The sequence below is a fragment of the Winogradskyella wandonensis genome (assembly GCF_004346845.1).
In the GTDB taxonomy this organism is placed as follows: Bacteria; Bacteroidota; Bacteroidia; order Flavobacteriales; family Flavobacteriaceae; genus Winogradskyella; species Winogradskyella wandonensis.
On the sequence record NZ_SMGI01000002.1, the window covers coordinates 156679 to 181282 of the forward strand.

The window sequence follows — 24604 nt, forward strand, 5'->3', positions numbered from 1 at the left end:
AGAATATTATGCGCTTATCCAGATATATAGTACCTATACTCTTAATTATTCTTTTTAACTGTAACGATAAACCTCAATTGCCAGACCCTTTAGAAGCTGGTTGGAAAAATAAGAACGTTTGCGAAGTATTAGAAGAAAACAAAGCCTTAAGGGTTTTAAAATGTACATTTCCACCTAATATTGGCCATGAATTACACTACCATAATCCACATGTAGGTTATACCATTAGCGGAAGTAAATTTAGAATAAAGGACGCCACAGGCGTACGAGAAGTAAATGTACCTACTGGGTATTCTTTTTCAAACGACAAAAAAACCTCCCATGAAGTTTTGAATGTAGGCGATAGCACAGCAGTTTTTCTAATTATGGAATACAGATAAAATATTTTTTAAGTTTTTTGTATCTTAATACTCCGAAAAAGAAAAATCTATGAAAACTTCAAATCGTTTTGAAGCTGCTATACAAAAACTGTATATAGCGTTTCACAATAACACATTAAATCCAGAGTGTTGCAAACAGTGTGCTGTAGGAAATATTCTTAACAACACAGAAAGTTGGAAATATTTATCTGATAATCATGGCTCTACTCAGTTAAATTATATAGGAAAATTTCATCAAAATTTAGGTCGCCGATTTAACGGTTATACACCGTTAGAATTACTTACCATAGAGTCTATATTTCTAAAGGCATGCGGATATAAATTACCGCTACACCATAAAAATGGAAGACCTGATAACATTACAGATAAGGATGTGCTATTTAAAGCGCTTTCTGCCGTAATATCGCATTTATGCAGATTAGAAGGTATTACCAATATTATGGATTACTCAAAGCTCTTTGAATACGAAAATGATAAACCTAAGTATGAGTTGGCTTTTTAAAACTTAAAACATCTTAAAATAAAAAACCAACGCAAAAGCGTTGGTTTTTGTTTTATAATGAGATGCTGAAACTCCCGAAGCTTCGGGAGAGCATCATAACCTTCAAAATTTAACCTCCAAAATCATCAAATCTAATATGCTCATCTGGGATACCAAAATCTTCTCCCATTTTCTGAACAGCTTGATTCATTAATGGTGGTCCACAGAAGTATAATTCGATATCTTCTGGTGCATCATGATGATTTAGGTAGTTATCAATCACACAATTATGAATAAACCCTACAAAACCATCACCTTCTTCGTCATTAATATCTTTCTTTACTTTCCAGTTATCCTCTTCTAATGGCTCAGATAAAGCCATGTAAAATTTAAAGTTTGGAAAATCTTTTTCTAGTTCTCTAAAGTGTTCTATGTAGAACAACTCTCTCTTAGAACGTCCTCCATACCAATACGTTACTTTACGACCAGTTTTTAATGTTTTAAATAAGTGATATAAGTGTGAACGCATTGGTGCCATACCTGCACCACCACCAACGTACAGCATTTCACTCTCTGACTCGTTAATAAAGAATTCTCCGTATGGTCCAGAAATTGTCACCTTATCTCCTGGTTTTTGAGCGAAAATATAAGATGATGCTATACCAGGATTTACATCCATCCATTGGTTTTTAGCTCTATCCCATGGTGGCGTAGCAATACGCACGTTAAGCATTATCTCGCGCCCTTCTGCAGGATAAGAAGCCATAGAATATGCACGCTCTACAGTTTCTGTATTCTTCATAACTAAAGGCCAAAGACCAAATTTATCCCATTCTGCTTGAAACTTATCAGGCGTCTCATGCTCTTCTGGATGCGCCGTAATATCGATATCAGAATATTTAATTTCGCATGGTGGAATTTCAATTTGAATATATCCGCCAGCTTTATAATTCATATCTTCTGGTATCTCTACAACAAACTCCTTAATAAAAGACGCTACGTTATAATTACGCACTACAGTAGCTTCCCACTTTTTTATTCCAAATACCTCTTCTGGAATTGTTATTTCCATATCCTGCTTTACCTTTACTTGGCAAGCCAAACGTGCACCATGCTGTAATTCTTTACGTGAAAAGTGCGGTGTTTCCGTAGGTAACGCTTCTCCACCACCAGATAAAACATGACACTCACACTGAATACAAGTTCCACCACCACCACATGCAGATGGTAAAAAGACTTTATTATTACCTAAAGTGGAAAGAAGTGTGCCTCCTGATGCGACTTCAATTTCTTTTTCTCCGTTAATGGTTATCTTTACTGGTCCTGAAGGCGATAATTTTTGTTTTACAACTAAAAGTAAGCTTACTAACACCAATGTTATTAGTAAAAATGCTGCTACTGTAGCTATTACTGTTCCTGTTGTTCCTGCTGCTAAAATCATACTTAATCTATAGTTTTAGTGTTTTCGGCTAATGTCTTAGCGTCTTCAGTTTGTTCTTTTTCTATCTCAATAGTTTGTACTGTCTTCGGAGCTTCTGTCTCTTCGTCTCCTCCGGTTAACATTCCACCAAAACTTAAGAATCCTATACCCATTAATCCTGTTATGATAAATGTTATTCCTAAGCCTCTTAGTGGTGCTGGAACAGCACTATACCTTATTTTTTCTCTAATAGCTGCAATAGCTAGAATAGCTAAAAACCATCCGATTCCCGAAGAAACGCCATAGTTAAGTGCTAAACCAAAGGTTTCAATTTCACGCGATTGCATAAATAAAGAGCCTCCTAAAATTGCACAGTTTACAGCAATCAGCGGTAAAAATATTCCAAGAGAATTATATAGTGAAGGTGAGAACTTCTCTACTACAATCTCAACTAACTGTACCATCGTAGCTATGGTTGCAATAAACATAATAAAGGAAAGGAAACTTAAATCGTAACTTGCATACTCATCACCTAACCAAGATAACGCGCCTGGCTGAAGTAAATATTGGTCCAATAACCAGTTTAAAGGTACTGTTATGGCTAGTACAAAGATAACAGCTGCTCCTAAACCTACTGCTGTTGCTACCTTTTTAGATACTGCTAAGTATGAGCACATCCCTAAGAAGACGGCAAACACCATGTTATCTATAAAAATCGACTTGAAAAATAATTCGATGTGTTCTATCATTGTCTTATACTTTTATTTCTTAAAAGAAAAGTTGAAAAGGATTTTTAATCCTCAATTAAATCTGTGTTTCTACTACGTTGTACCCAAATAATAAGTCCTACGATAATAAGTGCCATAGGCGGCATTAGCATAAAACCATTATTTTCATAACCTATTGAGTAAACTCCTGTTTTTTCTATTGGGTCTCCTAAAACAGGAATACCTAATAATGTTCCAGAGCCTAGTAACTCTCTGAAGAAGCCTACTATAATTAGAATAACAGCATAGCCTAAAGCATTACCAATACCATCTAAGAATGATTTCCAAGGACCGTTACCTAAAGCGAAAGCCTCAAAACGTCCCATGATAATACAGTTGGTAATGATTAAACCAACAAATACCGAAAGCGTTTTACTTAATTCGTAAGCAAAAGCTTTTAAGACTTGATCTACTATAATCACTAATGACGCTACAACAATAAGCTGTACTATAATTCTAATTTTTGAAGGGATAATATTTCGCATTAACGAAATAACAACATTACCGACACCTAAAACGAATAATACGGCAACACTCATAACAATAGAAGCCTTAAGCTCTGCTGTAATTGCTAGCGCTGAACAAATACCTAATACTTGAATTGTGATTGGGTTATTATCTGCTAACGGGTCAGTGATTAACTTTGTGTCTTTTTTAGAGAGTAGTCCCATGTTATTTTAAAGTTTTAAAGTAAGGTAAATACAATTTTAAATCGCTCTTTATCATAGCAGATACGCCGTCGCCTGTAATGGTTGCTCCTGCTAAAGCATCAACTTCGTAATCGTCCTTGGTTTCATTCTTAGGATCGTTATTTCCTTTAGCAACTGTAATACCTTTAAATACTCCTGCTTCTGTTAATAAACGCTCTCCATAAAAATCGTCCATAAAATAACGCTGCTTAATATTTGCTCCTAAACCTGGTGTTTCTCCCGCGTGGTCAAAAAATGTTCCCCTAACAATCATATCATCGTCTAAAGCAACGTAGCCCCAAATGGCATCCCATAAACCTTTTCCGCGAATTGGTGCGACATAAACCTTTTTTCCATCTTGCTCTCCAACGAACAATGGTAGAAGTCTAGATTCTCCGCTTTTGTATCTAGCTTGCTGCTTTTTTACATCTATTAAATAAGGCTCTTTACCATTATTAGCCTCCATAAATTCTTGACGGGTCATTGTTTTAACAATTTCTCCATCTTTTACTTCGATTACTAATTGCTCAGAAATATTAGTTTTAAAGGCTTCAGCAACTTTATCCGTAGAAATAAATGTAATATCACCATCACCTTCATTTCCATTAATACCCATTGCGTAAAGAATGTTTTGCTGCTTTTCCATTCTTTCATTTTCATCAATATTTGGTGCAAGAGATGATGCTGTAAAGGCTAATAAAGACCCTACAACGACTACCATTGCGATAGCAAATATGATGGTGTACGAATTTTTTTCTGTATCGACTGCCATAATTATGCTGCTTTTACTTTTACACGTTTAAGTCTACGCTTCACATTACCTTGTACCACATAATGGTCTATAGTCGGAGCGAAAACATTCATTAATAATATTGCTAAGAATACACCTTCTGGGTATGCTGGATTGAATACACGAATCATAATGGAAATAAACCCTATTAAGAAACCATAAATCCATTTACCCTTATTGGTTTGCGATGCAGTTACTGGGTCCGTAGCCATATAAACCGCACCAAATAAAATACTTCCTATAATTAGATGTTGCCAGAAAGGTACAGTCATTAAACCGTAAAATTTACTTGATTCTCCTATCCAACCTAATTCAACAACACCATTAAAAATCAGTCCCATTGTAAGGGCTCCGATAAGTGTAGATAAGATGATTCTCCAACTACCTATCTTAGTAAAAATTAAGAAAGCTGCACCTATAATGATTAAAAATTTAGACGTCTCACCTACTGAACCAGGAATTAATCCCCAGAACATATCCCAATAATCTATACCTGCTAATGATGAATTTTGTGCATAAGCACCTAATAGCGTCTCACCTGAAATAGCATCTGGTGTACCTGCACGCTCAACTGCACCATGCACCCATACTTTATCTCCTGACATCCACGTAGGATAAGCAAAGAATAAAAATGCACGTATAGTTAAGGCTGGATTAAGAATATTCATTCCTGTGCCTCCAAAAACTTCTTTTCCGATAACAACTCCAAAAACTACTGCTACGGCTAACATCCATAAAGGAATATCTACAGGAACAATTAATGGCACTAACATACCTGTTACTAAGTATCCTTCTTCTACTTCGTGACCTTTTATAACTGCAAAAACGAATTCTACGGCAAGACCAACTCCATAAGAAACTACGACTAGCGGTAGTACTGTTGCTGCACCAACCAACAAGTTATCTAGTGTCCAAAACGACGCCCCTAAAAACCCGTTAGCTGCTTCAATCTCGCCTAAAGCCAAATAATGCTGATATCCTGCATTGAAAATACCAAAAATCAAACATGGCACAAGCGCAAGAATTACTGTATTCATGGTACGCTTTAAATCGTCCGCAGCTTTGATGTGCGTTCCATTGTGCGTTGTTTCGTTTGGTGTGTATAAAAATGTAAATAAGGCGTTGAAGGCTGGAAGCCACTTCTTGTCCTTATTTTTCATTTTAAAGCTATGTAAATTTTGTTTTAAACCCATATTACTGATGTTTCAATTTAGCTTCAAACAAACTGAAGCATTTTAAAATTTAACCTATTTCTTTTAACATTAAATCTAAACCTTCACGGATAATTTTTTGATGCGGTTGTTTAGATACGCATACAAATTCAGTTAGTGCAAAATCCTCTGGAGCAACTTCGTACATACCTAGAGCTTCCATTTCATCTAAATCCTTATACATACAAGCCTTTAAAATTTGTAGTGGATAAATATCTAATGGAAATACTTGCTCGTAGTTACCTGTTAATACAAATGCACGATGCTCGCCATTAGTATTGGTATCAAGGTCATATTTCTTATTTGGCGCTAACCAAGAAAATGTTAATGCTCTTGTGTTGGAAACCTTGTCGAATACTGGCTTATTCCAGCCAAAGAATTCGTAATCATCACCTTCTGGAATTATGGTAATAACGTTGCTGTAGTAATCTAAATTACCATCTGGTTTTACTTCCTTACCAGAAAGAACATTTCCTGAAATAATTCTATCGTTTCCATCTTTTTCAACCCCATTATCATAAATCATAGTAGACACCTCGGCGCCAATCTTAGTTTTAAAATAACGTGGCTTTTTTACAGAAGACCCTGCTAAAGCTACAATACGCTCTGCATTGAATCTCCCTGTTAATAGTAACTCTCCAATAATTACTAAATCTTGAGCATTAAGCGTCCAAACAACTTCTCCTTTGTTAACAGGTGCCACTTTATTTATTAGTGTACCTACATTTCCTGACGGATGCGGCCCTGCTACCTTGTGCGTCGTAATATCATTTAAGTTAGCAAACACGGAGTTTCCATTTTTTGGAATTGCAACATGCACATTGCCTTCTGTTAATTTTGCTATTGCAGTAAGCGCCGCTTGAAGTTCAGCCTCTTTTCCTGCCAAAACATAATCTAAATCTGCCGCTAAAGGTGCAGAAGCATAACCAGAAATAAAAATATCTCGAGGTGTTTTGTTAGGATTAGCTACCACGTCGTATGGACGCTGCTTAATAAACGGCCAACAACCCGCAGCTAATAAGTGCGCTTTTAAAGTTTCGGCATCTGCATTTACATCAAACTTTCCATGTTCTAGATACGTTTGCTCTTTGTCTGCATTTATTTTAATACCGTCTATTCTACGTTTTGGTCCACGCTGAATTTCTGTAACTTCCCCCGAAACAGGAGATACAAACTTCATGTCTTCGTTTTCCTTATTGTAAAATAAAGTTTCACCAGCTTTTACCTTAGTTCCTTCTTTTGCTACAAGTTTAGGTGTAATGCTGTGAAAATCTTCTGGCCTGATAGTGAAAGTATTGCTAATGATAGCATTTTCAGTAGTTTTTTCGGCTTCGCCTACTAATTTAATATCTAAGCCTTTTTTTATTCTAATGTCTTTGGACATATATCTTAAGATTAGTTATCTAAAAATCGGTGCAAAAATACGAATTAAACCATAAATGCACAGAAGCTAACGTAAAATTTTTAGTTAATATTAGGATTTCTAGATGCGTAAATCTCATTTGTTTAAGTTTAACGTTTGCTTTCGTAAAATCACGCAAAAAAAGATAAACAAAGTCTAACGGAGTTATTCATAAAAATAGTAAGGCATAGAAATTGATTATCTTTGTAAAACAATTTTACCATCTAGATATGATTAAAAAAGCATCTCTTATCTTATGTCTACTATTTTCGGTTTCGATTTTTTCTCAAGCCGAAGAAATTCTACCTCCAGATTTTATTAAAACAATTACTTTTAAAGGAAGCACCAGTCAAGCGCAATTACCAATTCTAAGACTTGGAGAACCGTTTACATTAGAGTTTGATGCTTTGACAGGAAATGAGGAAGACTTCTACTATAAAATAGAGCATTTTGATTTTGACTGGAAGCCGTCGCAACTAGTTAAAGGCGAATATCTTCGTGGTGTGGACAATGTTAGAATTATCAATTACCTCAACTCGCTAAATACCTATCAGATTTATTCGCATTACGATTTAAGAATTCCAAATATTCAAACAAAAGGTTTACTTAAGTCTGGAAATTATATGATTACAATTTACGACGACTACGATGAGATTATGTTTTCTAGGAAGTTTATGGTTGTCGAAGACTTGGTAACTGTGGGTGTGCAGCCTAGTCGTACTAGAGATTTTGAAACCATAAACGAAAAACAAACGGTGTATTTAAAGATTAATACCAACGGTATAAACCTTAATAATCCTTTGGAAACAGTAAAGGTGAAAATTATTCAGAATAACAACCTTAAAACCGCTATTTCAGATTTAAAACCGCAGTACACCACCAATTCTGAGTTGATATACAGATATGACGAAGAGGCTTCTTTTTGGGCTGGTAATGAGTACTTAAATTTTGAAAGTAAAAATGTACGTGTTGCAAATTTGGGCATTCAGTTTATAGATTTAAAAGAGCTTTATCACAGTTACCTGTTTAAACAAATAAGTAGAAAAAATAGACCGTACACATGGAATCCCGATATTAACGGAAACTTCTTAATCAATGCCGTTGGGGTAGATAATATTGATACTCAGGCAGACTACACGGTTGTTCACTTTACACTCTTAGAAGACGAAATAATCGGAAAAGACGTTCACGTATATGGTAACTTTAACAATTTTGAAATCGAAGATATGACGCGCATGTTTTATAACAGAGAAAGCGGCCAATACGAATGTTCCTTTAAATTAAAACAAGGATTTTACAACTATAAATTTGTAACGGTAGACTTAGACGGAACTATAGATGAAGGTGCCATAAGCGGCAACTTTTGGCAGACTGAAAACAACTACAAAACACTTGTTTATTACAGAGATTTAGGCGCACGATTCGATAGACTTATTGGCTTTGGAGAAGCCGACTCCGAAAGGATTACAAACTAAACTTAATATTTTAAAGTTTAATATTGTAAGTATATTCGTTTTATATAGACTTACAAATTAGCCAAACAAAACTTTAAAATGCGCCAAGACTTAAACCTCTTCGTAGAATTATGCGACTACTTATTACAGGAAGAGCAAAAAAATCCAGTTGCTAGACCTGTAGAAACTTCAGAATTATTCCAGAAATTAGATTTATCTCTTAACGATTTTGGTGTTGTGGACCAAGATTTAGTCTCGAACTTAAAATCCATAATAAAGTACACGCCTAAAACTGCTTCAACAGCATTCTTTAATCAATTATTTGGTGGTCGTGTAAGTAAGGCAACACTTGGCGATTTATTAGCTGTAATGCTTAATAACAGTATGTACACTTACAAAGTAGCTGGCCCACACGTTGGTATCGAAAAAGAGATAATTAACAACATTATTCAACTTTCTGGATATCCAAAAGATAGTAGCGGGACTTTGGCTGCGGGTGGTTCTATGACTAATTTTATGGCATTACTCATGGCAAGAGACCAAAAATCTCCAGAAGTAAGAGCAGAAGGTCTAAACAAAACCATGACACTCTATACGTCGGAAGCATCACACTACTCTATCTCTAAAAATGCTGTTTTATCTGGTATCGGAAAAAATAATGTTCGTTTAGTTAAAACAAATGAAAAAGGTGAAATGGATGCTGCCCACCTTGAGCAATTGGTAAAAAAAGATATGCAAGCTGGCCACACTCCTTTTTTTGTAAATGCTACAGCAGGAACAACTGTTCTTGGAGGTTTCGACGATATTACATCTATTAGCAAAATCTGTAAAACATACAATTTGTGGCTACATGTCGATGGTGCGTATTGTGGCAGCGTAATTTTTAGTGAGCGTTACAAGTATTTAGTTAATGGCTTGGAGCTGTCGGATTCGTTTAGCCTTAACGCGCATAAAATGCTGGGCACACCACTTGGTTGCTCCATTATAATTACAAAGCATAAAGCACAGTTACATCATTCGTTTTCTAATGAGGCTGATTATTTATACCAAACCGACAGCGATGATTTTAATCTTGGGAAAATTTCGTTACAGTGTGGTCGTCGCAACGATGCTCTTAAACTATGGACACTATGGAAGTCGATAGGCAAAAAAGGTTTAGAAAAAATTGTAGACCATCAATTTGAATTGGCAGAGTATGCAAGAGCCTATATTTCTAATCACCCAGATTATTCGTTGTACAGTTTCGATGATTCCATATCGGTATGCTTTAATTACAGAGATATTCCTGCTAACCTTTTGTGCACTGCACTGTATAAAGAGGCAGAGTTAATGGTTGGATTCGGAAGGTTTAGAGATACAGAATTTGTAAGAATGGTAACAATAAATACGGTTCTAAAAAAAGAAGATATTCTTAACTTTTTCCAAACAATCGAAGCTTTTGTATCTAAAGATTTGTTAAAAAGCAGCTTGCCAGAAGCTTAGGTATTAAACAAATAAAAAATTATCTTATATTCGTTGAGAACAAAAAAAGCAATGGTACAACAAGTTACAAGCGGAATAAAAATCTCTGTTGAAACTGATTTCGAAGGTACATTTTATAAAAACTATAAAATGAATTATGCCTTCGCTTATAAAATTACGATTGAAAATCAGGGTAACGACGTTGTGCAGTTAAATTCTCGTTACTGGAAAATTAAAGATGCATTAAATAATATAGAAATTGTTCGTGGCGAAGGTGTTATTGGTAGAAAGCCTATTTTACAGCCAGGAGAATCTCACACTTACAGCTCAGGTTGTCTGCTGTCTTCGCCTTTTGGAAGCATGCATGGCTACTACAATATGGTAAATTTTTCTAACACCAAAGAGTTTAAAGTTTACATCCCTTCCTTTAAACTCAGTGCACCTTTTTCTTTAAACTAGCCTTCAAAGTCCTTTAGGTATTCGAATCGGTAAATGCTTCTATTTTGTTGAATATGAAAAAATCCACAGTTAGAATAATGCACAAACTCATAATTCTGACGAATATCAAAACCTACACTTTCAATTTTATATAAGCCATCGCAGTCGATGTTACCATATGGCGAAATGCGCCTAAATCGAAATTCTTGAGAACTCCCAATATCAAAAATTTCGAACCACGCGCCTGCCGCAATACCACCTAACCATTGGGCATGTGGTCTTTTTTCTTTGTTTTCCTTTGGCTTAAGCGTACCTACTAAACTTGGATTATAGTCCTTAAGAGCATCTATAAATAAACGTCTATTCTCTTTGCTTACTGTAGATGTAAACTCGTTTATAATGCCATTGTCAGTAACCCGATAGACAAAATCTTCTGTATCTGCGATAACCACATTACCAATAGTACTTGGCGTAAACCACTTAGACCTTACCAGTTTTTTTTTAATCTTTAAATTGGTAACAGACGCTATTAAAGCATCCGTTACAAAACGCGCACAATTACATGCGTCTCCTATAAAAGCGGCATATCTTATAAAACCTTCGTTCTGACGCGCAGTAATATGCTTACGAGCTAAATCGTAATTTATTTTACTGCATACCGACGCATATAAATCCCCATCACCATGAGTTAGTTTTGGGTTAGTTGCCAAAAACTTTAGGATTTCGTCTAGGTTTACAATTGTATCATTAACAACCTTAGCTTTAAGCGGAAAGTTAAGCTCAAAATCTGTTTGTCGTCCTCTAACACGTCCATTAGGAGACGGTGTTATGTAGCGTCCAAAATCGTGATATTCTAAAACTCCTGTTCGTTTATTAATTAAAACCAAAGCGGCGTGCCCAGCTCTGACGTGTTTTTTGCTTCCAATAAAAGCAAATCTCAAAAATTTAGAATACCATTCTTCAGCATGCGAAACAATAGTTTCGGGATAGGCCATGGTAATTATAAAAGCATCGTTTCGAGGCATAAATAATAAGTCCATTTAACAGGAACCAACTTACAAAATAAAATTAACAATTAAGTTTTCATTAAGACTTCAACTTAAATTAACTCTATTAAAAATTGTACTTTTGCACTTTCAAAAATCATTTAATTAAAACAAAATATCATGGCAAACGGATTCTTTAATGTACCTGTTGCGGTTAACGAACCAGTAAAATCTTATGCACCTGGTTCTCCTGAACGCGAAGCTGTTGCTGCAGCTTATAAATCAATGTTTAATAGTAAAGTTGAAGTTCCATTATATATAAACGGAAAAGACATTAAAACCGGAAATACAAGAACAATGTCACCGCCACACGACCACCAACACATTGTTGGCGAATATCATTTGGCAGAAAAAAGCCATGTAGAAGAGGCTATTGCTACCGCTTTAGAGGCTCGCAAATCGTGGTCGCAAATGCCATGGCAACAACGTGCTGGCATATTCTTAAAAGCTGCGGAACTAATTGCGGGACCATACCGTGCTAAAATTAATGCAGCTACAATGATAGCACAGTCTAAAACAATACATCAGGCTGAAATTGATGCAGCCTGCGAGTTTATAGACTTTTTACGCTTTAACGTACAGTTTATGACGGACATATATATGGAGCAACCCGAAAGTACGAGCGATGCATGGAATCGTGTAGAATATCGTCCACTTGAAGGTTTTACCTATGCTGTTACACCGTTTAACTTTACCGCTATTGCTGGTAACTTACCATCTTGTATGGCATTAATGGGTAATGTTGTGGTTTGGAAGCCTAGTGACAGTCAGGTTTACTCGGCAAAAGTCATTATGGATGTTTTTAAAGAAGCTGGTGTACCAGATGGTGTTATAAATGTTGTTTTTGGAGACCCAGTAATGATTACAGAAACCGTGTTATCTAGTCCAGATTTTTCTGGATTGCACTTCACAGGTTCAACATATATCTTCAAAGAACTTTGGAAGCAAATAGGAAACAACATCCATAACTACAAAACATACCCACGTATCGTTGGGGAAACTGGAGGTAAAGATTTTATTGTTGCTCACAAATCTGCTAATGCTAAACAAGTAGCAACAGCAATTTCTCGTGGTGCTTTTGAATTTCAAGGACAAAAATGTTCTGCAGCATCAAGAGCTTATATTCCTAAAAGTCTTTGGAGCGATGTTAAAACCTACTTATTAGAGGATATTGCATCGTTTAAAATGGGCTCTCCTGAGGATATGAGCAACTTTATTACTGCTGTGATCCATGAAGGCTCTTTTGACAAATTAGCGAAATATATCGATGGCGCAAAAGCTGACAGTAATGCTGAAATTATTGCAGGTGGTGGCTACGATAAATCTAAAGGCTATTTTATTGAGCCTACTGTTATTGTAACAACCGACCCAAAGTACACGACAATGTGTACTGAGCTTTTTGGCCCAGTCATTACTATTTATGTTTACGAGGACAACGCCTACTCAGAGACATTGAAATTAGTAGATGAAACCAGCGAGTATGCACTAACGGGAGCTATCTTATCTACAGACCGATATGCTATTGAAGAAGCTACACAAGCACTACAAAATTCGGCTGGTAACTTTTATGTCAATGATAAACCCACTGGTGCAGTCGTAGGTCAGCAACCATTTGGAGGAGCAAGAGCCTCTGGAACAAATGATAAAGCTGGTTCTGCTCAAAACTTACTACGTTGGGTTTCACCACGATTAATCAAAGAAACGTTTGTGACACCTACAGATTACAGATATCCGTTTTTGGGATAAGAATTAGAAAATACAATTTAGTAAACCCTTCAAGTTTTTCTTTGAAGGGTTTTTATTTTCATTACATAACCACTTTCTTAGTATCTTTAGGCCTACTAATTCAATCAAAACATGAAAAAAAACTACTTATTTGCCTTAATAGTTTTCCCTTTTTTTGCCATTTCCCAAGTAACACCTATACCAATTACCTCTGATTTAACAGCAGATTTAACTGGCTATTCGGGAGCCACAGAATTTGTTGGACAAGCCGAATATTTTATCTATCTCAGCGCAGACAACACGTTAGATAAACCTATTTTTTTAATCGATGGTTTTGACCCTGGAGATTCAAGAAATATTGATGTATTGTATAGTTCACTGGATTATACTGGGAATCCAAACTTTACTAATTTGGGTGACGAGCTACGCGCCGAAGGTTTTGATATTGTGGTTGTTAACTTCCCGACGTACACAAACTCTGGTGGAACAGAAGTTGATGGTGGTGCTGACTTTATAGAGCGTAATGCACTTACATTAGTTAAGATTATAGAAACAATAAACACAGACAAAGCAGCAAATACACCAGAACAAAATGTTATTATCGGACCAAGTATGGGCGGCTTAATATCCAGATATGCTTTGAACTATATGGAAAATAATATGCTGGATGCAGACACTAGACTTTGGATTTCTTTTGATGCTCCACATTTAGGAGCTAATGTACCTATAGGTTTGCAACACCAGTTTAATTATTTAGCTAACAACTCATTAAGCCCTGTAGCAGAAGTCCAACCCATTATAGATGATGTTCTAAATTCACCAGCAGCAAGACAGCTTTTAGTTGATCATTTCTTGGCTCACTTGGATTCTTCTGGAGATGGTGTGACATTCGACCCTGCTCTCACCTTGCCTATTGCAGATACCTATCGTACACAATTTGAAACAAACATTAATAGTCTAGATGGCGACGCTAATACTATAGATTTTCCACAAAACGTAAGAAAAGTATCTGTAGTTAACGGCAGTGGTATCGGCGCAAATTATAATGCAATTGACGGAACGCCTGTAACTCCTGGATTTGAAATAGTAAATACAACCTTACCTGTTGACTTAGGTTTTTTAGGCACAATTAATGTAGATATTAATATAAATATGACTCCTAATTCGGGAAGCTCTCAACAAGTAAGCAGTTTTTTTACTACAGTCATTTTTATAGGCACAGTTCAATCTATCGCATCTTCTGGCACAACAAACTTCGACGGTATTGACGCTGCTCCTGGCGGCTTGTTTGACTTAACAGGATTAGCTAGCGATTTACCTACAACGGGAGTTGCAGCAGATTTCTTAAACGCTCTAACTATTGACAAATTTAGTTTTATCCCAACTGTAAGTGCTTTGGCTCTTGAGATTACAGATGAAGGAAATAATGCAGATAATATTAATTGGTATCATGATATAAACTTAACCTCTGGCCGAGCGACGACTAACAACACACCATTTGATAACACGTTTTTACCAGATGCTAATGAAGACCACGTCGCTGTAACAGAAGCAAATGCAGCATTTATGTTATCAGAAATTAGAGGAACAGCATTGAGTACATCTGAAACTAATACTAGAGTTATTAAACTCGCTAAAAACCCAGTTACCAACGAATTAATATTACAATCCAATAGCAACGAAAATGTTTCTTTAAGTATTATTGATTTCACAGGAAAAACAGTATTTAAAACAAATACCTTTTTAGGCAATAGAACTATAATTCCTATTAGTTTAGATTCAGGATTTTATATCCTAAAAGTGTTAGGCGAAAACAATACCAGATTTACCACTAAGTTTATTGTAAATAAATAATAAAAACTGATGACTTAATTAAGAAGAGCTCCTTTTTTGGAGCTTTTCTTATTTGTGCTTCATCGGAAGGTAAACCACCTTTTTAGTTTCAAAAAAATCTTCTTCAAAATAATCGGTAAGTGGAAACAATTTTACGGTGGTGTATTGTTTTAACTCTTCTGTTAAGTCACCTCCTTTTAAATATAAAATCCCGTTCTTAAGTTCATTTTGCTGTCTTTTCAGGATTTTACCTTTCACCCACTTCGTAAATTCTGGCATAGCTGTTACGGCCCGACTTACTATAAAATCAAACTCCTCGTCAATCGCCTCGACTCTACTATGCGTTGTTTTAATGTTATTAAGTTCTAAGGCTTCTGCTACGCCGTTAATAACCTTTAGCTTCTTATTAATAGAATCTACTAAATGAAATTGACATTCTGGAAACATAATAGCTAAAGGAACTCCTGGAAAACCTCCACCAGTACCAACATCTAATATTGAAGAACCGCTATTAAATGTTATAACCTTTGCAATACCTAAAGAATGCAGAACATGTCGTAAATACAACTCGTCTATATCTTTCCTGGAAATAACATTTATTTTAGAATTCCAATCTTTATACAGGCCAAGAAGCGCTTCATATTGGCTAATTTGAAGCTCCGTGAGATTAGGGAAATATTTAAGAATGAGTTCCATCTAATTGTTTTGGCAAAAATACTTATTTTTAAATTTGATAATTTAACATCTATGGATATATCGAAAGATTAAATACTTTATCTTTGACATATCTATACTTAATATAATTTATAAGCGTTAAGTATAAAATTAAGATTACCTATGAATACCCAAAAAACACTTACGTTCTCCCGAAAAGACTCAGCAAAATTCTTTAGAACACTTAACAAAAGAGTTAACGATTATTTTAAAGAAAACAACATAAAACGCACTGGCAACTATAAACTATGGATTAAAACCGTTGTTATGTTTGCTCTATTTTTAACACCTTATTTTCTGCTACTTACATTAAATATACCTACTTGGGCACAATTGTTATTAACCGTTGTTATGGGAATAGGCATGGCCGGTGTTGGTATGAATGTAATGCACGATGGTAATCACGGCTCGTTTTCTAATAAAGAATGGGTTAACCGTTTAATGGGAAGTAGTATTTACATTTTAGCAGGAAACGTGTACAATTGGAAAGTACAGCACAATGTTCTGCACCACACTTACACAAATATCCATGGTCATGATGAAGATTTAGAAGCCGGACGTATTTTACGTTTTTCAGAGCATGCCGAGTGGCGTAAACATCATAGATTTCAGCATTATTACTCAATATTTCTTTATGGACTTTTAACGATTAACTGGGCCATTACTACAGATTTTCAGCAGATGTATCGTTACATGAAGCGTAAACTCTCTTATGGAAAATTCCCTAACCCAGTTGCAAATTGGAGTAAGTTAGTAATATCTAAACTAATTTATGTTGCGATGTGGATTGTCATTCCTATAGTACTTACAGATTTAGCTTGGTACAAAGTGCTTATTGGCTTTTTAATTATGCACTATGTCGCAGGGCTTATTTTAAGTGTTGTATTTCAACTAGCGCATGTAATGGACGAAGCAGAAATGCCAATGCCAGAAAAAGATGGCACTATGAAAAATACGTGGGCTATTCATCAGCTAAAAACAACCGTAAATTTCGGTGCTAAAAACTGGCTAATAAATTGGTATACTGGTGGGTTAAACCATCAAGTAGAGCATCATATTTTTCCTAACATTAGTCATATACATTACGGGAAAATTGCACAAATTGTGAAAGAAACTGCTAAGGAATTTAATTTACCTTATAAAGAGTACAAAACAACTAGAAAAGCAATAGCAGCGCATTTTAGATTCTTAAAAGAAATGGGAATGAAACCTGCCATGCACGCATAATCAAACTTTCATAACTAACACAACACATGAACCAACTTTCTGATAGAATTAATAATCTATCGACCTCGGCTACTTTAGCAATGGCTGCTAAAGCAAGAGAATTAAGAGAAGAAGGAAAAGATATTATTGGCTTAAGCTTAGGTGAACCAGATTTTAATACGCCTGAATTTGTAAAAGATGCTGCAATACAAGCCATTAACGATAACTACAATAGCTACACACCAGTAGATGGCTACGCCGAACTTAAAGATGCAATCATCACAAAGTTTAAACGAGATAATAATCTAGATTATAACCGTCAGCAAATTGTAGTTTCTACAGGAGCCAAACAAGCGTTATACAATATCGCATCGGTGATGCTAAACGACGGAGACGAAGTTATTTTGCCTTGTCCATATTGGGTAAGTTATAGCGATATTGTAAAGCTAAATGGCGGTGTTCCTGTTGAAGTAAAAACATCCATAGATGATGATTTTAAAATGACGCCAGCACAACTCGAAGCGGCTATTACCCCAAAAACTAAAATGATTTGGTACAGCTCGCCATGTAATCCAAGCGGTTCTGTTTACAGCAAAGAAGAACTTAGAGGTTTGGCAGATGTCCTTCAAAAATATCCCAATATTTACGTTGTATCTGATGAAATCTACGAACATATTAACTTTATAGGTGATCATTTTAGCATGGCTCAGTTTAGTGATATGTTTGAAAGAACTATTACTGTTAACGGTGTTTCTAAAGCTTTTGCAATGACTGGATGGCGTATTGGCTATATTGGCGCTCCAACTGAAATAGCAAGAGCTTGTAATAAAATACAAGGTCAAGTAACTAGTGGCGCTAATTGTATCGCTCAGCGTGCTGTAATTGCTGCTTTAGAGGCAAGTCCCGACAAAGTACAATACATGGTTGATGAATTTAAAGAAAGACGTCAGTTAATATTAGGATTGCTTAGTGAAGTTGACGGTTTTTCTTGTAACGAGCCAGAAGGCGCTTTTTATGTTTTTCCAGATATCTCGGTATATTTCGGAAAAACACTGAACGGACAGACTATAAATAATGCGTCAGATTTTGCAATGTATTTATTAGAATACGCCAATGTAGCTACTGTAACTGGTGAGGCTTTTGGTAATCCAAACTGTATTCGTATTTCTTATGCGGCTTCACAAGAACAAATTATAGAAGCTATAAAACGTATTAAAGCTGCTTTAAATTAGAAAAAGAAGTATTAAAATAATTGCAACCAGAACAAAGGAAATAACAACCGTTTTTGTTCTGGTTTTTTTGTTTTCTTCTCTCATTCGGGCTCTAATTTCTTGATTTAATTCAGGCGAAGCTTCAGGAAAATTATAGATTTCCTTAGAGCTTTTATTGTGCACATTTTTAGTTTTCTTAAAGTGCTTAGATTTATCCAGCCTTACACTCTTGTTACTTCTAATAGTACTTAACATTGATTCTCCTAGTGGCATAATTTTCTATTATATTAAATTACAAACATCATTACAACTAATATTGATGAAGCTATTATAGTTAAGGCTACAGCCTTTAACCACCATATCTTTCTTTCCGCTTGCATACGCTTTCTAATATCACGTAATTGCTTCGCTGAAGCTTTAGGTAAGTTATACTCTGTTTTTTTGCTACTCTTATAGCCACCTAGCACATTTTTAAACTTATCTCTATTTCTATTTTGAAGTAACTTGAGATTATTTTGAACGCTAACATTCATTGAATTTCCATGCATAGCTTAAATATTTTAGGTTGGTTAAATAAAAAATGCTCCTCATTTTTAAATGAGAAGCACTTTCAAAATGATTGTTGTTATGTTGAATTGTCTAAAACATCATAGTTAATGCAATTACAAATACTGATAATTTTAAGACTACTCCAATAGCATTCACGCTATTAAATTGTTTGAATTTTAGTCGCTGTCTCATTCCAAATACTGAAGGTTTATCAGAATTGATAAAGTTCTGTTGCACTGCAGCTTTGTAGTTAGAGTTTAACAAAGGTTCGTTTATATAAACAAACGTCTCTCTGGGTTCGGGTAATGGTTCTGTTTCAAAAGTGTTTACTACTAATTCCATGATTGATAAAAATTGTTGGTTATGCTTATATGACGAGACTGTTTTAAAAATGTTACACAGAATATCTCGCTAAACACTTCTAAACCAAACCTTAATATTGGGAATTATCAGTAAAAATATAGGCTAGCTAAACATTAAAATATTTTGAAAATATTTCAGTTTCATCAAAAAAAATATCAAAAAAATCTTGAAAATTATCTATTTCGCCAAAAGAAAGGCGTTAATAAAATAAGCACAGTAAATAATTCTAATCGACCTAAAAGCATTAAAAAAGACGCCCACCATTTTCCTAGTGGTGGTAATGCTGCATAATTATTAACTGGTCCAAAATCTCCAAGTGCTGGTCCTACATTACCCAAACTGGAAGCAGAAAGTCCAATGGCAGATGTAAAATCTATTTGAAACATAGAAAAAATCAGCGCTCCAAAAATAAATAGCAACATATACGTAATAAAGAAACCTAGGATATTAAAAACAATATCCTTGGACACAGACTTTTGGTTATAACGAACAGGCAATATGGCGTTTGGATGCAACGCACGTTTAAACTCTAAAAAGCCATTCTTGATTAACAATAAATGTCTTACAACTTTAATTCCTCCAGATGTACTGCCGGCAGAACCTCCTAGAAACATTAACCCAAAGAAAAAAACGGTTAAAAATGGTGTCCACATCGTATAATCTGCAGTAACAAAGCCAGTAGTTGTTACTATAGCTAATACTTGAAATAATCCATGACGCAAAGCACTTTCGAACTCTCCTAAAACCATCGGATGGTCAATTGAAGATTGAGAAACATCTGCCCTAAAATAGATAATTAATGCAGCCACGATAGTAAAAACAAAAATGAAACGAAAGTATAGTTTAAACTCATCGTCTTTAATAATTTTCTGAACTCTTCCTTTAAAAGCAAAATAACTTAAAACAAAATTAGTTCCGGCCAAAAACATAAACGCAATAATAATATATTGCACGGCAGGATTATCATTCCAATACGCCACACTTGCATTTTTAGTAGAAAAACCACCTGTAGATAACGTACTTAATGCATGATTTATAGCATCGAAAAAAGACATCCCGGCAACTTGAAGCAAAATGGTCTCTGCTGCAGTGTAACCAAAATAAATTAGCCATAAACGTTTTGCGGTATCCGTAATTCTAGGATGCAATTTATCGCCACCAGGTCCAGGAGCTTCCGCTGCGAATAACTGCATTCCACCGATACCTAAAAGCGGTAAAATAGCTATGGCTAAAACAATAATTCCCATACCTCCAATCCAATGCGTCATACTTCTCCAGAACAACACACCTTTAGGAACAACTTCAATATCATTTAAGATACTAGCACCAGTTGTGGTGTATCCAGACATCGTCTCGAAAAAAGCGTCGGTAAACGATGGAATCGCTTCCGTTATCATATAAGGTAGTGTTCCTGATAACGACATAACTATCCAACCAAAAGCCACAACGATATAACCTTCACGCTTGTTTAATTCTTTCCGATGATTTCGGGTATTAAACATTACAAAAGCACCTATAAGTAGTATTGTAAATCCAGACAGCAATAACTCCAAGGTCACGCCATCTCTGTAGATAAAACTAATTAGGGTTGCGATAAGGATAAAGCCACCGTTAAACAGAAGCAATAATCCCAAAAAATGGAAAATAATTTTATAGTTAAGTGTCATCCTTGCCATAAGCTATGCAAAAAACTTTTCGACTTCGGCTATTGAGCGAGGCAAACAACAAACAACAACTCTATCACCAGCTTCTATTATAAAATCTCCTAAAGGAATTATGCCTTCGCTATTTCTAATAACACCACCAAAAATTGCTGACCTAGGAAAATCTAAGTCCTTAATTTTTTTGTTTGTGATTTTAGAATTGGGCTTAACTACAAATTCAAGCAACTCTGCATTCATATTCGTAAGCTTGGTCATTGCTACAACTTCGCCTTTACGAATGTATCTAAAAATGGTATTGGCTGCTAAGAGCTTTTTATTGATTAGCGTATCAATACCAATGGACTGTGACAACTGATAGTAATCCATATTTTCTACTAAAGCAATCGTCTTTTTTACACCTTTTGATTTTGCCAAAAGACACGACATTATATTAGTTTCGGAATTACCAGTTACAGAAATAAAAGCATCCATCTGAGAAATATTTTCTTCCTCTAAAATATCAACATTACGCCCATCACCACAGATAACTAGAGCGTTTGGTAATTCGTCCGCTAAATCTTCTGCTATCGCTTTGCGGTTTTCGACTAGCTTTACATTAAACTTACTCTTACATAAGTCTTGTGCGGTTTTTAAGCCTATTTGGCTTCCACCAAGAATCATAACGTCTTTTATTTCAACCTTTACCTTTCCTGATAAATCAAATAATTCTTCGTCACCACCTTTAGAGGTAATAAAAACGACCTTATCACCTTCTTTAAAAATTGTATCGCCTCTTGGTATTATAGTGTATTGCGTACCATAGCGCTGAATAGCAATTGGGATAAAATGTAATTCGGAATACAGCTCTGCCGCTTCTTTTACGGTTTTTCCTATAAATGTTGCTGTGCGTGATAGACGTAAACCTAACATGGTAAGTTTACCTTCTTCAAACTCATAGGTGTCATTAAAACCATATTGGTTAAGCAACAGCTCAATTTCTGAAGCCGCTAAAGATTCTGGAGAAATCAATTCGTCTATTCCAAATTTCGAAAACCCTAAATCTTCTTTATTCTCAATAAATTCGGTATTAGAGATACGTGCTATTGTTCTTTTAGCACCTAATTGTTTAGCCAATACACATGCCGTAATATTTGTAGTTTCGGAAGATGTAACCGCAATAAACAATTCAGAATCCTCAATACGACCTTCTCTTAAGGTAGCTATAGAAGTAGCATCGCCTTTAATCGTTTTTATATCTAAATTCTCTCCTGCATAGACGAGACTATCTTTTTTGTTATCTATCAGCGTAATCTCTTGAGATTCGAAAGACAAAAGTTTTGCCAAATGGAAACCAACCTCACCGGCTCCAGCAATAATAATTTTCATGTGTTTATTTTATTATTTTTAAACGGTCACATGGAACCTTTGACGATTAAAATAATTATTCTGCTGAATGTTTAAACAGTATTTTAACCATGTCGGTTTCATTTAAAAGCATTTGAAAATAGCATACAAATATAATAAGAATTACAAGGCTCAATCCTTATAAAGCACTTTTTAATTAACCGATTAAAGTTTATAAACTTCCCGCTAACTAATACGTATATTAGCAAAAAATTTTCAGAATGTCAGAAAACGTAAAACCTTACAAAGACAGCGAGCTTGATAAAAAAGAGCAAGTCACCAAAATGTTCGATACCATTTCCAAAGAGTATGATGGACTAAATAGAGTGATTTCTTTTGGAATAGACATAAAATGGCGTAATAAAGTTGTTAAACTTGTTGCTGACACTAAACCTGAAAATATTTTAGATATCGCCACGGGAACAGGCGATTTAGCAATTAGCTTAACCGAAACTTCTGCAAAGGAAATTATTGGTTTAGACATTAGTGATGGTATGCTAGAAGTTGGTCGTAAAAAAATAAAGTCGAAAAACTTAGACGAAATCATCCAAATGGTTATAGGCGACTCTGAAGATTTACCTTTTAAGGATAACACGTTTGATGCGATTACCGTTGCCTTCGGCGTAAGAAATTTTATGAATCTAAAAAAAGGCTTATCAGAAATTCTACGTGTATTGAAACCAAACGGCATCTTTGTGATATTAGAAACTTCTGTACCCACAAAAACACCATACAAACAAGGTTATAAATTGTATTCTAAATTTATTTTACCTACTATTGGTAAAGTGTTTTCTAAAGACCGAAGCGCCTATAAATATTTAAGCGAATCTGCTTCTGTTTTTCCTTTTGGAGAAGAACTAAACAATATTTTAAGGGAAACTGGGTTTATAAATGTCGAAGACAAACCACAAACATTTGGTGTTGCAACCATATATACTGCGTCAAAGGCCTAAATATGAAGAAAATAATTATTGTTTTAGCTGTTTTACTAAGCTGTAACGCTAGTTTTGCACAACTTTTTACCAAAAAGAAGATTTTAAATCTCGAAACTATGGACAAAAAAATCTTGTCTTGGGGTTATTTTTTGGGATTTAATAGCTACGACTTTAAGTTTGAATATGAGCGTGATTTAGATGATATTTTGGTAGATAATTCCGCAGGATTTCAAGTTGGGTTAACGGGTGATTTACGACTAAACGACCATTTTAATTTACGTTTCGAGCCTGGTGTGTATTTTACCACACGAAATCTACAATACAATGAAAGTTATTTTGATGGGCAGGACTTTAACCCTTCAGATTTACTAAGAGAGGTTAAATCTACATATATTCATTTGCCACTTTTAGTAAAATTTTCTACTAACAGAATCAACAATATTAGACCGTTTATAGTTGGTGGTGTTTCTACGGCTATAAACTTAGCCAGCAACGAAAAAAATCCTAGCGATAATAGTGGCGGCCAGTTTAGAATGACCACAAACAACTATTTTTACGAGGTTGGCTTTGGCATAGATCTTTACTTGCTGTATTTTAAATTTACGCCTTCGATACGAGGCATTTTTGCAATTAACGATGAAGTTATAAGAGATTTAGACCCAAACAGCCCTTGGACAGGTAATATTACAAAAATGCGTACAAGAGGTATTTTTATCAACTTTACTTTTAGATAGAACCTCTTTTAAACTCACTTAAGCATATAGCCGTTGCAGTAGCAACATTTAGACTTTCTGTAGCTTTTAAATTTCCAAATCTTGGAATGGCCAATTTTTTAGAAACTAGAGCTTCAATGCTCCCAGAAATTCCGTTGGCTTCGTTACCCATAACTAAGACACCTCTTTCTGGCAGCGTTGTGTTATAAATAGTATCGCCGTCCATAAATGTTCCAAAAACGTCATATTCTATTTCCGAAAGGAACTTTTTTAAATCTACATAGGACAGATTAACTCTAGCCAAAGAGCCCATTGTTGCTTGCACTACTTTAGAGTTATAGCAATCTACAGTAGCGTTACTACAAACCAAATCTTCTACGCCAAACCAATCACACAGTCTAATTATTGTACCCAAATTACCAGGGTCACGCAAATCGTCTAAAGCCACTATAAGTTTTGAGCTGTCCACAGGTTTAGGTTTTGGTATTTCAAAAACAGCTAAAGCTACGTTCGGATTCTTCAGTTGGGATATTCGTTTTAAATCCTCAGGCGAAATTAAGGTATAGTCTTTCTCACTAACATCAAAAACCGCATCGGTACTATAGATTTGATAGAGTTTGTATGGCGAATCTAAAAACTCCGAAATCCCTTTTAGACCTTCTACCGTAAATAAACCGTGTTGGCTTCGATATTTTTTTTGAGCTAAACTTTTAATTAATTTTATCTGATTCTTTGATAACATTAAAATGTATTTACATTTGTTAGTAGC

At 35.2% G+C, this 24604-nt stretch carries 25 protein-coding genes; 11 read left to right on the plus strand and 14 right to left on the minus strand.

The window, feature by feature from the left end; all coding sequences use genetic code 11:
* Window positions 1-8: 8 nt before the first annotated feature.
* Window positions 9-380 carry a cupin domain-containing protein gene (locus tag DFQ05_RS05545; RefSeq protein WP_132704415.1) on the plus strand — a complete coding sequence of 124 codons (372 nt, stop codon included), beginning with the start codon at window positions 9-11 and terminating at the stop codon, window positions 378-380.
* A gap of 49 nt (window positions 381-429) precedes the next feature.
* Window positions 430-882: a Na(+)-translocating NADH-quinone reductase subunit F gene (locus DFQ05_RS05550; RefSeq protein WP_132704416.1), complete on the plus strand. Its 453-nt coding sequence runs from the start codon at window positions 430-432 to the stop codon at window positions 880-882.
* A 109-nt stretch (window positions 883-991) separates the two neighbouring features.
* Here DFQ05_RS05550 and nqrF read toward each other — a convergent pair whose 3' ends face one another.
* The 6 genes from nqrF to DFQ05_RS05580 are packed head-to-tail and all read right to left on the minus strand — an operon-like array spanning window position 992 to window position 7122.
* Window positions 992-2302 (minus strand): NADH:ubiquinone reductase (Na(+)-transporting) subunit F, encoded by a 1311-nt coding sequence (nqrF, locus tag DFQ05_RS05555; protein WP_132704417.1) that lies wholly within the window; start codon window positions 2300-2302, stop codon window positions 992-994.
* Window positions 2303-2304: 2 nt separating this feature from the next.
* Entirely contained in the window at window positions 2305-3030 is a 726-nt protein-coding gene (gene nqrE / locus DFQ05_RS05560) for an NADH:ubiquinone reductase (Na(+)-transporting) subunit E (RefSeq protein WP_132704418.1), read from the minus strand.
* A 44-nt stretch (window positions 3031-3074) separates the two neighbouring features.
* On the minus strand, window positions 3075-3719 hold the full coding sequence (locus tag DFQ05_RS05565) for an NADH:ubiquinone reductase (Na(+)-transporting) subunit D (protein ID WP_132704419.1): 645 nt from the start codon (window positions 3717-3719) through the stop codon (window positions 3075-3077).
* Between the two features lies 1 nt (window position 3720).
* Window positions 3721-4509 carry a Na(+)-translocating NADH-quinone reductase subunit C gene (locus DFQ05_RS05570; RefSeq protein ID WP_132704420.1) on the minus strand — a complete coding sequence of 263 codons (789 nt, stop codon included), beginning with the start codon at window positions 4507-4509 and terminating at the stop codon, window positions 3721-3723.
* 2 nt (window positions 4510-4511) lie between these two features.
* Window positions 4512-5720, minus strand: a complete 1209-nt coding sequence (locus DFQ05_RS05575) for an NADH:ubiquinone reductase (Na(+)-transporting) subunit B (RefSeq protein ID WP_132704421.1) — start codon at window positions 5718-5720, stop codon at window positions 4512-4514.
* 49 nt (window positions 5721-5769) lie between these two features.
* Window positions 5770-7122 carry a Na(+)-translocating NADH-quinone reductase subunit A gene (locus DFQ05_RS05580; RefSeq protein ID WP_132704422.1) on the minus strand — a complete coding sequence of 451 codons (1353 nt, stop codon included), beginning with the start codon at window positions 7120-7122 and terminating at the stop codon, window positions 5770-5772.
* A 248-nt stretch (window positions 7123-7370) separates the two neighbouring features.
* Here DFQ05_RS05580 and DFQ05_RS05585 point away from each other — a divergent pair, with 248 nt between their 5' ends.
* The 3 genes from DFQ05_RS05585 (at window position 7371) to apaG (ending at window position 10514) form a co-directional block, all read left to right on the plus strand.
* Complete coding sequence (locus DFQ05_RS05585) at window positions 7371-8615, plus strand: type IX secretion system plug protein (protein ID WP_132704423.1); 1245 nt, start codon at window positions 7371-7373, stop codon at window positions 8613-8615.
* A 78-nt stretch (window positions 8616-8693) separates the two neighbouring features.
* The gene (locus DFQ05_RS05590; RefSeq protein WP_132704424.1) at window positions 8694-10076 is read left to right on the plus strand and encodes a pyridoxal phosphate-dependent decarboxylase family protein; all 1383 of its coding nucleotides are present in this window, start codon (window positions 8694-8696) and stop codon (window positions 10074-10076) included.
* Window positions 10077-10127: 51 nt separating this feature from the next.
* On the plus strand, window positions 10128-10514 hold the full coding sequence (apaG, locus tag DFQ05_RS05595) for a Co2+/Mg2+ efflux protein ApaG (RefSeq protein ID WP_132705088.1): 387 nt from the start codon (window positions 10128-10130) through the stop codon (window positions 10512-10514).
* On the opposite strand, the gene DFQ05_RS05600 is transcribed toward apaG, so the two are convergent.
* A complete protein-coding gene (locus DFQ05_RS05600; RefSeq protein ID WP_241974219.1) occupies window positions 10511-11533 on the minus strand; it encodes a DUF6695 family protein in 1023 nt (340 codons plus the stop codon). The genes apaG and DFQ05_RS05600 overlap by 4 nt on opposite strands.
* A gap of 126 nt (window positions 11534-11659) precedes the next feature.
* Here DFQ05_RS05600 and pruA point away from each other — a divergent pair, with 126 nt between their 5' ends.
* Window positions 11660-13285 carry an L-glutamate gamma-semialdehyde dehydrogenase gene (gene pruA, locus DFQ05_RS05605; protein WP_132704425.1) on the plus strand — a complete coding sequence of 542 codons (1626 nt, stop codon included), beginning with the start codon at window positions 11660-11662 and terminating at the stop codon, window positions 13283-13285.
* Between the two features lie 111 nt (window positions 13286-13396).
* Window positions 13397-15118, plus strand: coding sequence for a T9SS type A sorting domain-containing protein (locus tag DFQ05_RS05610; RefSeq protein WP_132704426.1), 1722 nt, complete (start codon window positions 13397-13399; stop codon window positions 15116-15118).
* Between the two features lie 48 nt (window positions 15119-15166).
* On the opposite strand, the gene rsmG is transcribed toward DFQ05_RS05610, so the two are convergent.
* Window positions 15167-15793 (minus strand): 16S rRNA (guanine(527)-N(7))-methyltransferase RsmG, encoded by a 627-nt coding sequence (gene rsmG, locus DFQ05_RS05615; RefSeq protein ID WP_132704427.1) that lies wholly within the window; start codon window positions 15791-15793, stop codon window positions 15167-15169.
* Window positions 15794-15934: 141 nt separating this feature from the next.
* Between rsmG and DFQ05_RS05620 the strand changes: the two genes are divergently transcribed.
* Together DFQ05_RS05620 and DFQ05_RS05625 are read left to right on the plus strand one after the other, a co-directional pair.
* Entirely contained in the window at window positions 15935-17038 is a 1104-nt protein-coding gene (locus DFQ05_RS05620; protein WP_132704428.1) for a fatty acid desaturase family protein, read from the plus strand.
* A gap of 26 nt (window positions 17039-17064) precedes the next feature.
* Complete coding sequence (locus tag DFQ05_RS05625) at window positions 17065-18249, plus strand: pyridoxal phosphate-dependent aminotransferase (RefSeq protein WP_132704429.1); 1185 nt, start codon at window positions 17065-17067, stop codon at window positions 18247-18249.
* Here DFQ05_RS05625 and DFQ05_RS05630 read toward each other — a convergent pair.
* The 5 genes from DFQ05_RS05630 to trkA all read right to left on the minus strand — a co-directional run bounded on the left by DFQ05_RS05630 (window position 18241) and on the right by trkA (window position 22169).
* Entirely contained in the window at window positions 18241-18501 is a 261-nt protein-coding gene (locus tag DFQ05_RS05630) for a hypothetical protein (protein ID WP_132704430.1), read from the minus strand. The two genes, DFQ05_RS05625 and DFQ05_RS05630, sit on opposite strands and share 9 nt — an antisense overlap.
* 14 nt (window positions 18502-18515) lie before the next feature.
* Entirely contained in the window at window positions 18516-18776 is a 261-nt protein-coding gene (locus DFQ05_RS05635; protein WP_132704431.1) for a hypothetical protein, read from the minus strand.
* Window positions 18777-18867: 91 nt separating this feature from the next.
* Entirely contained in the window at window positions 18868-19119 is a 252-nt protein-coding gene (locus tag DFQ05_RS05640; protein ID WP_132704432.1) for a hypothetical protein, read from the minus strand.
* A gap of 194 nt (window positions 19120-19313) precedes the next feature.
* On the minus strand, window positions 19314-20807 hold the full coding sequence (locus DFQ05_RS05645) for a TrkH family potassium uptake protein (RefSeq protein WP_132704433.1): 1494 nt from the start codon (window positions 20805-20807) through the stop codon (window positions 19314-19316).
* A 12-nt stretch (window positions 20808-20819) separates the two neighbouring features.
* A complete protein-coding gene (gene trkA, locus DFQ05_RS05650; protein WP_132704434.1) occupies window positions 20820-22169 on the minus strand; it encodes a Trk system potassium transporter TrkA in 1350 nt (449 codons plus the stop codon).
* 239 nt (window positions 22170-22408) lie between these two features.
* On the opposite strand from trkA, the gene ubiE reads away from it, so the two are divergent.
* Together ubiE and porT are read left to right on the plus strand one after the other, a co-directional pair.
* The gene (ubiE, locus tag DFQ05_RS05655; RefSeq protein WP_132704435.1) at window positions 22409-23140 is read left to right on the plus strand and encodes a bifunctional demethylmenaquinone methyltransferase/2-methoxy-6-polyprenyl-1,4-benzoquinol methylase UbiE; all 732 of its coding nucleotides are present in this window, start codon (window positions 22409-22411) and stop codon (window positions 23138-23140) included.
* Between the two features lie 2 nt (window positions 23141-23142).
* On the plus strand, window positions 23143-23856 hold the full coding sequence (gene porT / locus DFQ05_RS05660) for a type IX secretion/gliding motility protein PorT/SprT (protein WP_132704436.1): 714 nt from the start codon (window positions 23143-23145) through the stop codon (window positions 23854-23856).
* Here porT and DFQ05_RS05665 read toward each other — a convergent pair.
* On the minus strand, window positions 23849-24577 hold the full coding sequence (locus DFQ05_RS05665) for a TrmH family RNA methyltransferase (RefSeq protein WP_132704437.1): 729 nt from the start codon (window positions 24575-24577) through the stop codon (window positions 23849-23851). The genes porT and DFQ05_RS05665 overlap by 8 nt on opposite strands.
* Between the last annotated feature and the right edge of the window lie 27 nt (window positions 24578-24604).

Coding starts and splice junctions, on each gene's coding strand:
- DFQ05_RS05570 (WP_132704420.1), bottom strand. CDS start 4,509: ATGGCAGTCGATACAGAAAAAAATTCGTACACCATCATATTTGCTATC.
- DFQ05_RS05630 (WP_132704430.1), bottom strand. CDS start 18,501: ATGCCACTAGGAGAATCAATGTTAAGTACTATTAGAAGTAACAAGAGT.
- pruA (WP_132704425.1), top strand. CDS start 11,660: ATGGCAAACGGATTCTTTAATGTACCTGTTGCGGTTAACGAACCAGTA.
- DFQ05_RS05665 (WP_132704437.1), bottom strand. CDS start 24,577: ATGTTATCAAAGAATCAGATAAAATTAATTAAAAGTTTAGCTCAAAAA.
- ubiE (WP_132704435.1), top strand. CDS start 22,409: ATGTCAGAAAACGTAAAACCTTACAAAGACAGCGAGCTTGATAAAAAA.
- DFQ05_RS05645 (WP_132704433.1), bottom strand. CDS start 20,807: ATGACACTTAACTATAAAATTATTTTCCATTTTTTGGGATTATTGCTT.
- DFQ05_RS05585 (WP_132704423.1), top strand. CDS start 7,371: ATGATTAAAAAAGCATCTCTTATCTTATGTCTACTATTTTCGGTTTCG.
- apaG (WP_132705088.1), top strand. CDS start 10,128: ATGGTACAACAAGTTACAAGCGGAATAAAAATCTCTGTTGAAACTGAT.
- porT (WP_132704436.1), top strand. CDS start 23,143: ATGAAGAAAATAATTATTGTTTTAGCTGTTTTACTAAGCTGTAACGCT.
- DFQ05_RS05550 (WP_132704416.1), top strand. CDS start 430: ATGAAAACTTCAAATCGTTTTGAAGCTGCTATACAAAAACTGTATATA.
- DFQ05_RS05625 (WP_132704429.1), top strand. CDS start 17,065: ATGAACCAACTTTCTGATAGAATTAATAATCTATCGACCTCGGCTACT.
- DFQ05_RS05640 (WP_132704432.1), bottom strand. CDS start 19,119: ATGGAATTAGTAGTAAACACTTTTGAAACAGAACCATTACCCGAACCC.
- DFQ05_RS05580 (WP_132704422.1), bottom strand. CDS start 7,122: ATGTCCAAAGACATTAGAATAAAAAAAGGCTTAGATATTAAATTAGTA.
- rsmG (WP_132704427.1), bottom strand. CDS start 15,793: ATGGAACTCATTCTTAAATATTTCCCTAATCTCACGGAGCTTCAAATT.
- DFQ05_RS05590 (WP_132704424.1), top strand. CDS start 8,694: ATGCGCCAAGACTTAAACCTCTTCGTAGAATTATGCGACTACTTATTA.
- DFQ05_RS05565 (WP_132704419.1), bottom strand. CDS start 3,719: ATGGGACTACTCTCTAAAAAAGACACAAAGTTAATCACTGACCCGTTA.
- DFQ05_RS05575 (WP_132704421.1), bottom strand. CDS start 5,720: ATGGGTTTAAAACAAAATTTACATAGCTTTAAAATGAAAAATAAGGAC.
- DFQ05_RS05620 (WP_132704428.1), top strand. CDS start 15,935: ATGAATACCCAAAAAACACTTACGTTCTCCCGAAAAGACTCAGCAAAA.
- nqrF (WP_132704417.1), bottom strand. CDS start 2,302: ATGATTTTAGCAGCAGGAACAACAGGAACAGTAATAGCTACAGTAGCA.
- DFQ05_RS05635 (WP_132704431.1), bottom strand. CDS start 18,776: ATGCATGGAAATTCAATGAATGTTAGCGTTCAAAATAATCTCAAGTTA.
- DFQ05_RS05600 (WP_241974219.1), bottom strand. CDS start 11,533: ATGGACTTATTATTTATGCCTCGAAACGATGCTTTTATAATTACCATG.
- trkA (WP_132704434.1), bottom strand. CDS start 22,169: ATGAAAATTATTATTGCTGGAGCCGGTGAGGTTGGTTTCCATTTGGCA.
- DFQ05_RS05545 (WP_132704415.1), top strand. CDS start 9: ATGCGCTTATCCAGATATATAGTACCTATACTCTTAATTATTCTTTTT.
- nqrE (WP_132704418.1), bottom strand. CDS start 3,030: ATGATAGAACACATCGAATTATTTTTCAAGTCGATTTTTATAGATAAC.
- DFQ05_RS05610 (WP_132704426.1), top strand. CDS start 13,397: ATGAAAAAAAACTACTTATTTGCCTTAATAGTTTTCCCTTTTTTTGCC.